12 protein-coding genes are annotated in these 14821 nt (G+C 41.0%); 11 read left to right on the top strand and 1 reads right to left on the bottom strand.

Going from position 1 to position 14821, the window contains the following annotated elements; genetic code table 11:
- The 3 genes from AN944_RS04315 to AN944_RS04305 all read left to right on the top strand — a co-directional run bounded on the left by AN944_RS04315 (position 1) and on the right by AN944_RS04305 (position 2622).
- On the top strand, positions 1 to 849 hold the full coding sequence (locus AN944_RS04315; protein ID WP_055023365.1) for an immunity 49 family protein: 849 nt from the start codon (positions 1 to 3) through the stop codon (positions 847 to 849).
- Positions 850 to 951: 102 nt separating this feature from the next.
- Complete coding sequence (locus AN944_RS04310) at positions 952 to 1443, top strand: DUF6795 domain-containing protein (protein WP_055023364.1); 492 nt, start codon at positions 952 to 954, stop codon at positions 1441 to 1443.
- A gap of 21 nt (positions 1444 to 1464) precedes the next feature.
- On the top strand, positions 1465 to 2622 hold the full coding sequence (locus AN944_RS04305) for a lipase family protein (RefSeq protein WP_055023363.1): 1158 nt from the start codon (positions 1465 to 1467) through the stop codon (positions 2620 to 2622).
- 823 nt (positions 2623 to 3445) lie between these two features.
- On the opposite strand, the gene AN944_RS04300 is transcribed toward AN944_RS04305, so the two are convergent.
- Entirely contained in the window at positions 3446 to 4732 is a 1287-nt protein-coding gene (locus AN944_RS04300) for a citrate synthase (RefSeq protein WP_055023362.1), read from the bottom strand.
- Positions 4733 to 5148: 416 nt separating this feature from the next.
- Here AN944_RS04300 and sdhC point away from each other — a divergent pair, with 416 nt between their 5' ends.
- The 8 genes from sdhC (at position 5149) to sucD (ending at position 14736) form a co-directional block, all read left to right on the top strand.
- Complete coding sequence (sdhC, locus tag AN944_RS04295) at positions 5149 to 5544, top strand: succinate dehydrogenase, cytochrome b556 subunit (protein WP_055023361.1); 396 nt, start codon at positions 5149 to 5151, stop codon at positions 5542 to 5544.
- Positions 5538 to 5885: a succinate dehydrogenase, hydrophobic membrane anchor protein gene (gene sdhD, locus AN944_RS04290; protein WP_055023360.1), complete on the top strand. Its 348-nt coding sequence runs from the start codon at positions 5538 to 5540 to the stop codon at positions 5883 to 5885. The genes sdhC and sdhD overlap by 7 nt, the downstream gene beginning before the upstream one ends.
- Positions 5886 to 7652, top strand: coding sequence for a succinate dehydrogenase flavoprotein subunit (gene sdhA, locus AN944_RS04285; protein ID WP_055023359.1), 1767 nt, complete (start codon positions 5886 to 5888; stop codon positions 7650 to 7652). It abuts the gene before it with no gap.
- A gap of 11 nt (positions 7653 to 7663) precedes the next feature.
- Complete coding sequence (locus AN944_RS04280) at positions 7664 to 8371, top strand: succinate dehydrogenase iron-sulfur subunit (protein WP_055023358.1); 708 nt, start codon at positions 7664 to 7666, stop codon at positions 8369 to 8371.
- A gap of 210 nt (positions 8372 to 8581) precedes the next feature.
- Positions 8582 to 11404 carry a 2-oxoglutarate dehydrogenase E1 component gene (gene sucA, locus AN944_RS04275; RefSeq protein ID WP_055023357.1) on the top strand — a complete coding sequence of 941 codons (2823 nt, stop codon included), beginning with the start codon at positions 8582 to 8584 and terminating at the stop codon, positions 11402 to 11404.
- Between the two features lie 27 nt (positions 11405 to 11431).
- Positions 11432 to 12619, top strand: a complete 1188-nt coding sequence (gene odhB, locus AN944_RS04270) for a 2-oxoglutarate dehydrogenase complex dihydrolipoyllysine-residue succinyltransferase (protein WP_055023356.1) — start codon at positions 11432 to 11434, stop codon at positions 12617 to 12619.
- A gap of 78 nt (positions 12620 to 12697) precedes the next feature.
- Positions 12698 to 13864, top strand: a complete 1167-nt coding sequence (gene sucC / locus AN944_RS04265) for an ADP-forming succinate--CoA ligase subunit beta (protein ID WP_055023355.1) — start codon at positions 12698 to 12700, stop codon at positions 13862 to 13864.
- Positions 13864 to 14736: a succinate--CoA ligase subunit alpha gene (gene sucD, locus AN944_RS04260; protein ID WP_055023354.1), complete on the top strand. Its 873-nt coding sequence runs from the start codon at positions 13864 to 13866 to the stop codon at positions 14734 to 14736. The genes sucC and sucD overlap by 1 nt, the downstream gene beginning before the upstream one ends.
- Positions 14737 to 14821 lie beyond the last annotated feature (85 nt).

Genomic DNA, 14821 nt, shown 5'->3' with positions numbered 1-14821 from the left:
ATGAGAGTAGAAAGAGCTTATAAGCCTGATTTTAAAAAAAATCCTTTGGATAAGCGGCTAGAATACCCAAGAGAAGCCTATGAAGAAATGGTTGAAGATATTGAAATAAAACGTAATAACTTACTTGCGATTAGTAATGATATGGTTCAACTTGCCCGTTGGCTCACATGGGAAGAGCAAACCCCAGAGGTTAAAAAAGAATCGGCTACAGGCTTACGGTATGCTGCTAAAATGTATGCCAGCTTTTTGAAATTAGGGTTAAATCCAGAGCAAGAGCAGACATTGACTATCTTCGACTTACCCACAGTCACCTGGAATGGTAAAGGAATGTTAGAAGACGGTAGGTGTCATCCAAGTCAATGGTTTGATGCTTACTTTTTATCCGTGATTACTCGTGATAAGGAGAGCATAGATTGTTTAGCTAACTTTCCCATTGAAGTCATGAAGCAAAGTGCGACACAATCAGGTCCTGTTTCTTATAAGTTAGTTGAAGTGTTTCAGGCCTATCACCATGGATTAGAGAGCTACCCATCACTGTTGAACGAATGTATGGGAATGGCAGTTAAACAAGGTAATGATTGGGCACTAGATATCGCTATGGGTTATTTAGAAACCTTTGCAGCACTCACCACCGATATGGATATAGACTTTAACGAAGTACTAGCCAAAAACCTAACACTCCAAGAAAAATATCACATCAGAGAATCGGGGCCAGACCGTGCACCAGTGAAGTCTTTTCTTTCATTACAACTACTTGGTATGGCCTGTATGTGGCACGACCGAGGCAATCAAGTCACCGTTGAGGCTGACGCACTACCGCGCTTTTTAGTTGAAGGGACGTATTTTTAATTTAGTATTTTAAATTAAGTCTTAATTTGCTTTTGCGTATATTGCAATTCTAATGAATATGACTGGCTTTTTGAAAGTTAATATTTGACAGGGATGGAGATAATGTTTGGTTTAGTAAAAAATTTTGACGTACATATGTGCTCAGAAGTGAAAGGTGTTGTGTTATTGGATGGAAAACCAGTAACGGGTGCAGTTATTAATCGTAGCCTAGAGTTCGCTTATAAAGTCGAAAAAGAAGATGTAACTAAAACTGATACAGATGGTCGATTTTATCTACCAGCTATTAATATCAATTCAAAAATTCCAGGCGATATGTTTTCACAAGAAACGACGTCTCAGTTTATAACTGTGACTTATAAAGATGAAACCTATGTACTTTGGAGCATTAATTTAAGAGGAATCACTGAACTAGTTGAGTATAAATCAAAGTTAGCTAGTTTAAATTGTGATCTTTTATCTTCAAAGGTTCACTTTACTATTCCTAATTTGAAGAATCGTAATTTGGATTTTAGTGGTTCGGGGATTTGTCGCTGGGAAAAAGATTTTGAAATTTATGAAGTAGACGATGGAATTGATTACTTCGAAAACTTTTAACAATAAATACAAAGGATTGTAATGAACACTTTATCTCCTACTTTAGCTGTGGAACTGGCTGAATTTGCTTATAAAAGCCTAAAAAGTAATAAAAACGGTGTCACAGATACCAGCATGTTAATTAATAGAAATTTTGCTTTTAGTAGTAGCAATTCAAAATTGGTCGGTATAAGTGGCACTGTGGCAGAACATGTTTTAAATCACTCCAATGGGTTTGGTTTTTTTGGGTTAGGTAAAAAAGGAGGTCAGTTTGCTGGTGATGTTGTAATTGCTTTCAGAGGTACTGCTGGGCTTGCTGATACTTTGACCGACCTGCATTGTGGGGTTACGGTAGGGCCAAACTATAAAGCTGTACATGCTGGCTTTAATCGCACTTTTGAGTCTATAAAACCTCAGTTAGCAACTTTAATGGCAAAAGCTGGCAATCGTCCCGTTCATTGTGTCGGTCATAGTTTAGGTGGAGCTTTGGCTACATTGGCAGCGAATTGGATAAGATCGCAATACAAAGTCAATGTGAATTTGTATACTTTTGGTGCACCAAGAGTGGGTTTTGGTCCCTTTGCCTTGCAAACAGAAACGGAATTAAATGGTATATATCGAGCTGTGCACAGAAGCGATCCCGTTCCGATGGTACCTGTTTGGCCCTTCGTGCATGCGGGTAATGAATACCGCCTTAGTTCCTGTGTTTCTTTCAATGCTTCTTCTCATAAAATGGCTGGGAATGCACCTGGTTACCTCAATACGGCAGCTAAGTATTCGAGCTATAAAGAAATGCAACTTGGTTCAATTCAGAATCTAGCAATAGTGCGCCTACAATATGATAAGAGACATTTAGCAAGTTTTAATACGCATTGGTCAGACAAAATTGGGGACGCTTTACTTACTTTATTGCGTGAAAGTGGAAAGATATCAAGTATTCTAGCGCAAGCAGCGGTTGGGGGGACATTAACATTATACGATGCTCTTGCGAGAGGGGTTGTTGAAATATCAAAAATGACGACTGAGTATGCAGCTGATGCTAAAGGGTTATTGGGACATATTTTAAATTTCGTCGGCAAACCCAGTGTCAAGGTAGTTGATATTACATATAAGTTTGTAAAAGATCTATTGATGCTGATGTTAGACAAGTTAAACACACTAGTTCGCGCTGCTATACCAGCTGTAAGTGTCTATATGTAATTCTTCATTACTCGCTGATGCAAGCTTATGCTTTGTATTATTTTGCTCTAGAGCATGCATTTAGTTACTGTTTTACTATTGATGATTCAACAATGAATTTAATTCATCTAAATTATTTTCGCACTATAGCTGAGCAAGCATGTTTTACTATGGTGCGAAATTTACAATCTGGTTTATCCTTCTTTTTTACAAATAGCTGTTATTGACCTTTAAAAGCACAAATACTTCGCCGTTTTCCATAGCTATAGTGTCTCGTTATAATTTACTTTGTACACTTATAACTTTTTTGCATAAAAATGTGGCTTTGCAAGCATATTAAATTACTTTTCACAGTTTTAGTGCATGGTTTGATTGTGTGGTAATGGAGTGAAAGTCATAATCCATGACCTAATTGACTCTCTTTTATAACCTTTCGATGTCTACTTTCTCTTAATCGGCCAAATACCTCAATGAATATTTATGTAATTCAGTATGGTTATCTTAGTTCATTTTTACGTATCGGGTTGTTATTGCTAGTGGCTTAAACTGAATAAAATCGGAAAAGAGCGATAACTATAGTCAATGCACAAATGCTCATGATGAGTTAATGAGAAGGTAACTTGTTTATCGCTAATGCAGGCAAGGGCAATTAATTCACACGCTAATATTGGACTTATTTTAGTTAGTGATAGGTGTTTGTTTGAAAAATTGTGGGCTATTGAGAGTGTACGATGGCATCAAGTCTAATCAATATTTATTAGTTAAATCTTCTCATTTATGTTTACATGAATTCAGACAATAAAAAAGCGCCTTATAGGCGCTTTAGAAGTTAATTTAATACGAATTAACGCTTATCTAAACTAACAAAATCTCGGTCTTCTGAGCCAGTGTATAACTGACGTGGACGACTGATCTTATGACCTGGTTGGTCAAGCATTTCTTTCCAATGAGCAATCCAACCAACTGTACGAGATAGTGCGAATAGCACTGTAAACATACTTGTTGGGATACCAATTGCTTTCATGATGATGCCTGAGTAGAAATCAACATTTGGATAAAGCTTCTTAGAAACGAAATACTCGTCTTCAAGTGCGATACGCTCAAGTTCCATTGCTACGTCAAGTAGTGGATCTTTAACGTTTAATTCAGCTAAAACTTCATGACAAGTTTCACGCATCACTTTCGCACGAGGGTCGAAGTTTTTATATACACGATGACCAAAGCCCATAAGACGGAAAGGATCCGCTTTGTCTTTTGCTCGTGCAATAAATTCAGGAATGCGGTCTACACTGCCAATTTCTTCAAGCATGTTTAAACAAGCTTCGTTAGCACCACCATGAGCTGGACCCCATAATGAAGCGATACCTGCCGCGATACATGCAAATGGGTTAGCACCTGATGAACCTGCTAAACGTACTGTAGACGTAGAGGCGTTTTGCTCGTGATCCGCATGTAAAACAAAGATTCTGTCCATTGCTTTTTCAACAACTGGATTGACTTTGTATTCTTCACATGGGACAGCGAACATCATCGATAAGAAGTTACCTGCGTAACTTAAATCGTTGCGTGGATAGACGAAAGGTTGGCCAATTGAATACTTGTAGCACATTGCTGCAATCGTTGGCATTTTAGAAACTAGGCGGAAAGCCGCAATTTCACGATGTTTTTCATCATTTACATCAAGAGAATCTTGGTAGAACGCAGATAATGCACCAGTAACGCCACAAAGCATTGCCATTGGATGTGCATCACGACGGAAGCCTCTAAAGAAAGAAGCTAATTGTTCATTAACCATTGTGTGGTTTTTTACCATTGCAACAAACTCTTCGTATTGAGTTTTGCTTGGTAATTCACCGTAAAGCAGTAAGTAACAAACGTCTAAATAGTTAGATTCAGTCGCTAGCTCATAAATTGGATAGCCACGGTGTGTTAGTACACCTTTTTCGCCATCAATGTATGTAATTGCAGACTCGCAAGAGGCTGTTGCTAGAAAACCAGGATCGAAGGTGAAATGACCTGTCTTTCCTAATTTACTGATATCGATTACATCAAAACCAGCAGTTCCCTGCTTAATTGGTAAATCGATTGAATCATTCCCCGGTAACTCTAATTTGGCTATATTGTCAGCCATACCCCGTTCTCCTTACTTCATTCTTTTCTGTGAGTGCGGCATGTTAAGCGGACATTACTTTACAGTGAATCGTGATCACATTTCAATTTAAATAAGCGTTTAAATTTATTAGACCATGGTATAAACCTTGCTAGACGCCTTGCCAGCTGTGGTTTGTTTGCAAAAAAAATGCAAAAAAACAAATTTTGCATAGTGTGACGTTTGTATTTGACAATGGGCTTGAGTATACTTGCCTGCGTCCACAAAGGGCGACAGACATCACATTTTTGAAAACATTTTTTACCTAGCTAAATTAGTGGTTTCTCAAATAGTTAAGTGTTTGATAGTAGTCTGTTATGTTTCAACATTTTGTTTACATATGTGTGTTGGTGTTGCAAATAGAAGCAAAGCAAGATGAATAATAAAAATAATGCTCAATGGAGCTGAGTGAGCAGAACGTGAAAAAGCAAAGACCTGTCCATATAGACCTACAGACCATTCGCTTTCCTGCAACAGCGATTGCGTCAATTCTTCACCGTATTTCCGGTGTTATCATGCTGTTTGCTGTCGGTATTCTTATTTGGGTGCTAAATGAATCTTTAGCATCTCCTGAGAGTTTCGCTGGCCTACAATCTCTTTTTGATAACTTGCTCGTTAAGTTTGTTATCTGGGGAATTCTTACTGCGTTGGGTTACCACTTAATCGTTGGCTTACGTCATCTGATTATGGATACCGGTCGTTGGGAAGAGTTAGCCTCAGGCTTAGCTTCAGCAAAAATCGCCTTTGTACTTTCAGCGGCGTTTTCAATCATTGTGGGGATTTGGGTATGGTAACTAATGCAGCAAGCCTTGGACGCAGTGGTGTTCATGACTTTATTTTAATTCGTGCTAGTGCCGTAATTTTAACCTGTTATACCATTTTTATGGTGGGTTTCATTGCGTGTAGCGCCCCATTAACTTACGAAATCTGGCATGGGTTATTTAGCACTTTGCCGATGAAAGTATTCACTCTGCTAGCGTTAGTCGCTGTGCTTATTCATTCGTGGATTGGTATTTGGCAAGTGCTAACTGATTACGTTAAAAATGTATCAGTACGTGGATTACTTCAGTTCGTATTTGTCGTAGCGGCTTTTTGTTATCTAGCTGCAGGCATCATTATAGTGTGGGGTGTTTAAGTGGCTATTCCAGTTCGCGAATTTGACGCAGTAGTGATCGGCGCTGGTGGCGCTGGCATGCGAGCGGCTTTACAAATTTCTAAAGAAGGTAAGAGCTGTGCGCTTTTATCTAAAGTATTCCCAACACGTTCTCATACGGTTTCTGCGCAAGGTGGTATCACTGTTGCGTTAGGTAACGCCCATGAAGATCACTGGGAACAGCACATGTACGATACTGTGAAAGGTTCTGATTTTATCGGCGACCAAGAAGCGATTGAGTTTATGTGTAAGACAGGTCCAGAGGCGGTTATCGAGCTTGAGCAAATGGGTCTTCCATTCTCACGTTTCGAAAACGGCACTATTTACCAGCGCCCATTTGGTGGCCAATCAAAGAACTTTGGTGGCGAACAAGCGGCACGTACTGCAGCAGCAGCTGACCGAACAGGTCATGCTTTGCTTCATTGCTTATACCAACAAAACGTTAAACACAAAACTGAAGTGTTTTCTGAATGGTATGCATTAGATTTAGTTAAAAACGATGACGGCGCAATTGTGGGTTGTACTGCAATTGAAATTGAAACTGGCGAGATTGTTTACTTCAAATCGAAGGCAACAATTTTAGCAACGGGTGGTGCAGGGCGTATTTACGCTTCTACTACCAATGCTCACATTAACACTGGTGACGGTGTTGGTATGGCAATGCGCGCTGGTGTTCAGATGCAAGACATGGAAATGTGGCAATTCCACCCAACCGGTATTGCTGGCGCAGGTGTGCTTGTAACTGAAGGTTGTCGTGGTGAAGGTGGTTATCTTTTAAATAAAGATGGCGAACGCTTCATGGAGCGTTACGCTCCTAACGCAAAAGATTTGGCATCTCGTGACGTCGTTGCTCGTTCAATGATGACTGAGATCCGTGAAGGTCGTGGATTAGATGGTCCATTAGGCCCGCACTGTTTACTTAAACTTGATCACTTAGGTAAAGAAACATTAGAAGCGCGTCTTCCTGGTGTTTGTGAACTTTCTCGTACGTTTGCGCATATTGATCCAGCAGATGGCCCAATCCCTGTATTGCCAACATGTCACTACATGATGGGTGGTCTACCCGCTAAAGTTAGTGGCCAAGTTGTTCGCCAGAACGAAGATGGTTCAGAGCAAGATATCGTAGGCTTATTTGCAGTTGGTGAGATTGCTTGTGTATCAGTACATGGTGCAAACCGCTTAGGTGGTAACTCACTGCTTGATTTAGTGGTATTTGGTCGTGCTGCAGGTCAGCATTTAGGTAAAGCGTTAGATGAGACTGCTGATCCTAAAGCACCTTCAGAAGAGCAAATTGCTGCTTCACTTGATCGTCTTAATCGCTGGGAAAGCAATAAAGAAGGTGAAGATCCTGCAGTAATCCGTAAAGACTTACAGTTATGTATGCAGCTTAACTTCTCTGTATTTAGAAGTGGCGATGCAATGGCTGAAGGCCTTAAAGAGCTTAAGAAGATCCGTGAACGTTTAGCTAACGCCAAGTTATCTGATAATTCTTCAGAATTTAATACTCAACGTATCGAGTGTTTAGAGTTAGATAACTTAATGGCTACAGCGATTGCAACTGCTTATGCTGCTAACTTCCGTACAGAAAGCCGTGGTGCGCATTCTCGTGAAGATTTCTTAGACCGTGATGACGATAATTGGTTATGTCACAGTGTCTTTGATCCTGTCACTGAACAAATGACTAAGCGTGAAGTCAACATGGAGCCTAAGCTTCGTGATGCATTCCCGCCTATCAAGCGTACTTACTAGGAGAAGCCACGATGAAATTGGAATTTGCAGTTTATCGCTACAATCCTGATGTAGATACTAAGCCTTATATGAAAGATTACAGCTTAGAAGTGGAAGAAGGTACCGATATGATGGTACTGGATGCACTGATGAAGCTGAAAGAGTCTGACCCTGAGTTATCATTTAGACGCTCATGCCGTGAAGGTGTTTGTGGTAGTGATGGCGTGAACATGAATGGTAAAAATGGTTTAGCGTGTATTACGCCTGTTTCTACTTTTAAGGGTAAGAAAATTGAAATCCGTCCTTTACCAGGCATGCCTGTAGTGCGTGATTTAATTGTTGATCTGACTCAGTTCTACACTCAGTACGAAAAAATTAAGCCGTTTCTTATCAATGATGAGAAAACCCCGGCTCGTGAACATTTACAATCACCTGAAGAGCGCGCTCATTTAGATGGTTTGTACGAATGTATCATGTGTGCTTGTTGTTCTACTGCTTGTCCATCGTTCTGGTGGAACCCGGATAAATTTATCGGTCCAAGTGGTTTATTGCATGCTTACCGCTTCTTGATTGATAGTCGTGATACGGCAACTGAAGAACGTCTAGCTGGTTTAGATGATGCTTACAGTGTGTTCCGTTGTCATGGCATCATGAACTGTGTTGATGTTTGTCCTAAAGGATTAAACCCAACTAAAGCAATTGGGCATATTAAGTCAATGCTATTGAAGCGAGCAGTATAAATGCACAGTTTAGAGCTAGGTTTACAGTTTAATTAGCTCTCATTGAGAGTCATCTTCATCTTTGGAGATGACTCTATTGTGTGTATTAGGAAGTCCTTTGTATTTAACTGATTAAAATTATATAGTTAGATACGATTCGATTGCGGTGCAATAGGTATCGTAATTATGATTATGTCGAAGCACGTGTATCAAGTTTTGTAAGGAAAAGTAATGCACCAAGGCATCATGAAAGCTTGGCTCGAATCGTCACATTTAAGTGGCTCTAATTCGACCTACGTAGAAGAGATGTATGAAGCCTATCAAGAAGATCCAAGTTCAGTTTCTGAAGACTGGCAAGTTGTTTTTGATAATCTCCCTGCGGTAAATGGTACTTCTCAAGATATACCTGAAACTGCACACTCTAAAGTACGTGATTATTTCCGCAGTTTAGCATTAGAAGGTCGAGCCAAAGGCGCCAGCCGTGTAACCGACCCTGAATTAGATGCTAAACAAGTTAAAGTTCTCCAGTTAATCAATGCTCACCGTTTTCGAGGTCACCAAAATGCCAATCTCGATCCATTAGGGTTATGGCAGCGTGAGTCAGTATCTGAATTAGACCCAGCGTTTCATGGTCTAGATGCTGAAGATATGCAACGTGAATTCAATACAGGTTCGTTTGCATACGGTAGCGACACATTGAAATTAGCCGACATCGTTAAAGCACTTAAGAGCACTTACTGTGGCTCAATCGGTGCTGAGTACATGCATATTACTGATACGGATGAAAAGCGTTGGATTCAACAACGTCTTGAACCATCTTTAGGTAAAGCTAATTACGACATCAGCACCAAAAAACGTATCTTAGAAGGCCTAAATGCTGCTGAAGGTATGGAAAAATACCTTGGCGCAAAATTTCCAGGCGCAAAACGTTTTTCTCTTGAAGGTGGCGATGCATTAGTACCAATGATGCGCGAAATTTTATACCGCGCAGGTGAAGCTGGAACGAAAGAAATCGTAGTTGGTATGGCTCACCGTGGTCGTTTAAACGTACTTGTAAATGTACTGGGTAAACGTCCTGCAGAATTATTTGATGAATTCGCTGGTAAACACGATGAAGTTCAAGGCTCTGGTGACGTTAAGTATCACCAAGGTTTCTCATCAGATTTTGAAACACCAGGTGGTAATGTTCATTTAGCCTTAGCGTTTAACCCATCTCACCTTGAGATTGTTAATCCTGTTGTTATTGGCTCTGTTCGTGCTCGTCAAGACAGACGTGGTTGTAAAGATGGCTTACAAGTTATGCCAATTACTATCCATGGTGATTCAGCAATAACAGGCCAAGGTATTGTTCAAGAGACATTCAACATGTCTCAAGCTCGTGGCTTTAAGGTTGGCGGTTCGATTCGTATCGTTATTAACAACCAAGTTGGCTTTACCACTTCTAACCATGAAGATGTGCGTTCTACAGAGTACTGTACTGATATCGCTAAAATGGTGCAGGCACCCATTTTCCACGTCAATGCTGATGACCCAGAGGCTGTTGCTTTTATTTCTCAGTTGGCCGTTGATTACCGTAACGAATTCAAACGTGACGTCGTCATTGATTTAGTTTGTTACCGTCGACATGGTCACAACGAAGCTGATGAACCAAGTGCTACACAGCCGTTGATGTATGCAAAAATTAAAAAACATCCTACGCCACGTAAGATTTACGCCGATCGATTAATCGAAGAAAGCAGCATCTCTGCTGATGATGTTACAGGTTTAGTTAATACGTACCGTGACTCATTAGATGCCGGTGATTGTGTTGTTAAAGAATGGCGACCAATGACATTACATACTGTTGACTGGACGCCATACCTTAATCGTGAGTGGGACGAAAGCTACCAAGCGTCAATGGAACTTGAGCGTTTAAATAATTTAGCGCAAAAGATCGTTGATATCCCTGAAAGCCACAAATTACAGTCTCGTGTCGCTAAGATTTACAAAGACCGCGTATCGATGGCCGATGGTGAAAAACCAGTTGATTGGGGTTTTGCTGAAACCTTGGCTTATGCGTCTATCTTGGAAGATAAAAAACGTGTTCGTATTACAGGTCAAGATTCTGGCCGTGGTACTTTCTTCCATCGTCATGCGGTCCTTCATAATCAAAATGACGGTACGACTTATTTGCCATTACGTAATGTGGCTGATGAGCAAGGTGAAATTGATATTACTGACTCAGTATTATCAGAAGCATCAGTACTGGCATTTGAATACGGTTACGCAACAGCTGAACCTGGTGGTCTGACTATTTGGGAAGCACAGTTTGGTGACTTTGTTAACTGTGCCCAAGTGGTCATCGATCAGTTCTTGTCATCTGGTGAGCAAAAGTGGGGCCGTTTATGTGGTCTAACTATGTTGCTACCTCATGGTTATGAAGGCCAAGGTCCTGAGCATTCATCTGCTCGTCTAGAACGTTTCTTACAACTTTGTGCAAACCATAATATGCAAGTGTGTGTTCCTTCTACGCCTGCACAGGTTTATCACATGTTGCGTCGTCAAGTTGTACGCCCTATGCGTCGTCCACTTGTTGTTATGTCGCCTAAATCATTATTGCGTCACCCATTAGCTGTTTCAACTTTAGATGAATTAGCAAACGGAAGTTTCCAAAGTGTCATTGGTGAACTTGATGCATTAGATGCAAGCAAAGTAGAACGCGTTGTCTTCTGTAGCGGTAAAGTGTATTTCGAGTTACTCGACAAGCGTCGTAAGCAAGAAATTACCAATATTGCTATTTTACGTGTGGAACAACTGTACCCGTTCCCACAAGAAGAAATGCAAGCAGCACTTGCTGATTATCAGCATGTTAAAGATTTTGTATGGTGTCAGGAAGAACCTCAGAACCAAGGTGCTTGGTATTGTAGCCAACATCATTTCTGGGCAGCGATTCCAGCTGGAGCTCAATTAACTTATGCGGGCCGTGAAGCATCTGCTGCACCAGCTTGTGGTTATCCAGCGCTTCATGCTCGCCAGCAAGAAGAATTAATCAATAGCGCATTAAAACTGTCGTAATAAAATTTATAAAAAGGAAAGCTTTCCATGAGTATCGAAATTAAGGTACCCGTTTTGCCAGAATCAGTTGCTGATGCAACTATCGCGACATGGCATGTGCAGCCTGGAGAACAGGTTTCTCGTGACCAAAATCTAGTTGATATTGAAACTGATAAAGTCGTACTTGAAGTTGTTGCGCCAGAAGATGGTTCTATTAGCGAATTATTATTCCAAGAGGGCGATACTGTCCTTGGTGAACAAGTTATTGCTAACTTTGTTGCTGGTGCAGTTTCTGGTCAAGAAGTGACTAAAGCTGAAGCGGAAGCAGCATCTCCTGCTGTTGAATCTGATGAATCAAACGATGCACTAAGCCCGTCAGTGCGCCGTCTAATTGCTGAGCACAATGTTGATGCTAGCCAATTGAAAGGTTCTGGTGTTGGCGGACGTATTACTAAAGAAGACGTTGAAGCATTTGTTAAGTCTGCTCCAGCAGCGAAACCAGCAGCTGCATCAGCACCTGTTGCGCCGCTTGAAGGTCGCAGCCAAAAACGTGTACCTATGACACGTTTACGTAAAACAATTGCTAACCGTCTGCTTGAAGCGAAAAATTCAACGGCAATGCTAACAACGTTTAACGAAGTTAACATGCAGCCAATTATGGACATTCGTAAGCAATATCAAGAAATCTTTGAAAAGCGCCACGGAATCCGTTTAGGTTTTATGTCTTTCTACGTTAAAGCTGTAACTGAAGCCCTTAAGCGTTTCCCAGAAGTTAATGCTTCAATTGATGGCGATGAAATTGTTTATCACAACTACTTTGATGTGAGCATTGCAGTATCAACTCCACGTGGTTTGGTTACACCAGTATTACGTGACACAGATACTATGAGCCTTGCTGAAATTGAGAAGAACGTTCGCGAATTAGCGATTAAAGGCCGTGATGGTAAATTATCAGTAGATGATATGACTGGCGGTAACTTTACAGTGACTAATGGCGGTGTTTTCGGTTCACTAATGTCGACTCCAATTTTAAACCTTCCTCAAAGCGCAATCTTAGGCATGCATGCTATTAAAGATCGCCCAATGGCAGTGAACGGTGAGGTTGTTATTCAACCTATGATGTACCTAGCACTATCTTACGACCATCGTATTGTTGATGGGCGTGAGTCAGTTGGATTCTTGGTTGCTATTAAAGACTTCCTTGAAGACCCAACACGTCTATTGCTTGACCTATAAGAGTCAACTAGACAGTACCCTCGTAGCTGGCTCAAACGAGCCAGTAGGATTTTTTAAGAAGTATATGGATAGATCATCATGAATTTGCATGAGTATCAGGCAAAATCCTTATTTGCCGAATATGGTTTACCAGTTTCTGAAGGCTTCGCTTGCGATACAGCCCAAGAAGCGGTAGAAGCTGCTGGTCACATTGGCGGTAATATGTGGGTTGTTAAGTGTCAAGTACACGCAGGCGGCCGTGGTAAAGCAGGTGGCGTTAAAGTTACCGGCGATAAAGAAGAAATCAGAGCATTTGCTGAAAACTGGTTAGGTAAGAACTTAGTCACTTACCAAACTGACGAAAAAGGTCAGCCGGTTGCTAAAATCTTAGTAGAAAGCTGTACTGATATCGCAAACGAATTATACCTTGGTGCCGTAGTTGACCGTGCAACACGTCGTGTTGTTTTCATGGCTTCAACTGAAGGTGGTGTTGAGATTGAAACTGTTGCTGAAGAAACGCCTGAGTTAATTCACAAAGCAATCATTGATCCATTAGCGGGTCCTCAGCCATACCAAGCACGTGATCTTGGCTTCAAGTTAGGTTTAAACCCAACTCAAATGAAGCAGTTCACTAAAGTGTTCATGGGCTTAGCTAAAATGTTTGAAGACCATGATTTCGCTTTACTTGAAATCAACCCACTTGTTATCACTGACGAAGGCAACATTCACTGTCTTGATGGCAAAATTGGTATCGATGGTAATGCTTTATTCCGTCAACCAAAAATCCGTGAAATGCACGATCCATCACAAGATGATGCTCGTGAAGCACACGCAGCTAAGTTTGAACTTAACTACGTAGCATTAGACGGAAATGTAGGTTGTATGGTTAACGGTGCAGGCCTAGCAATGGGTACTATGGATATCGTAAACCTACACGGTGGCAAGCCAGCTAACTTCTTAGACGTTGGCGGCGGAGCAACCAAAGAACGTGTTGCTGAAGCATTTAAAATCATTCTTTCTGATTCAAATGTTAAAGCCGTTCTAGTGAACATCTTTGGTGGTATCGTTCGTTGTGACATGATCGCAGAAGGTATTATCGGCGCTGTTAAAGAAGTGGGCGTTGAAGTACCAGTTGTTGTTCGTCTTGAAGGTACTAACGCTGAATTAGGTCGTGAAGTTTTAGCTAACTCAGATCTTGATATCATTGCAGCTACCAGTTTAACTGACGCAGCTGAGCAAGTTGTTAAAGCTGCGGAGGGCAAATAATGTCTGTATTAATTAACAAAGATACTAAAGTTATCTGTCAAGGTTTCACTGGCGGTCAAGGTACTTTCCATTCTGAGCAAGCAATTGCTTACGGTACTAAAATGGTTGGCGGCGTTTCTCCAGGAAAAGGCGGTCAAGTTCATTTAGGTCTGCCAGTCTTTAACACTGTTAAAGATGCTGTAGCTGAAACAGGCGCAACTGCTACTGTAATTTATGTACCAGCTCCTTTCTGTAAAGATGCTATCTTTGAAGCAATTGACGGTGGCATCGAGCTAATCGTTTGTATCACTGAAGGTATCCCTACGTTAGATATGCTTCAAGTTAAAGTTAAACTTGAAGAAACTGGCGTTCGCATGATCGGTCCTAACTGTCCAGGTGTTATCACTCCTGGTGAATGTAAGATTGGTATCATGCCAGGTCACATCCACAAGCCTGGTAAAGTCGGTATTGTTTCACGCTCTGGTACCTTGACGTACGAAGCGGTTAAGCAAACTACAGACGAAGGTTTCGGCCAATCAACTTGTGTTGGTATTGGTGGTGACCCAATTCCTGGTACTAACTTCATCGACGTATTGGAAATGTTCCAAAACGATCCACAAACTGAAGCAATCGTAATGATTGGTGAAATTGGTGGTACTGCTGAAGAAGAAGCGGCTGAATACATCAAAGCGAACGTTACTAAACCTGTTGTTTCTTACATTGCTGGTGTGACTGCACCAGAAGGTAAGCGTATGGGTCATGCTGGCGCAATTATCGCTGGTGGTAAAGGTACTGCAGAAGATAAATTTGCTGCACTAGAAGCTGCTGGCGTAAGCACAGTTCGCTCTTTAGCTGATATCGGTAAAGCGTTACGTACTAAAACTGGCTGGTAAATACTGGCAAGTTATATAAAAGGCGCTTCGGCGCCTTTTTTGTTGGGCAACAAACGGTTGATGATGAAATATTATTCATTTTATC

The organism is Shewanella sp. P1-14-1, from assembly GCF_001401775.1.
GTDB lineage: Bacteria > Pseudomonadota > Gammaproteobacteria > Enterobacterales > Shewanellaceae > Shewanella > Shewanella japonica.
Note: the sequence above shows the minus strand (reverse complement) of the source record. Positions and strands in the feature narration are given on the sequence as shown.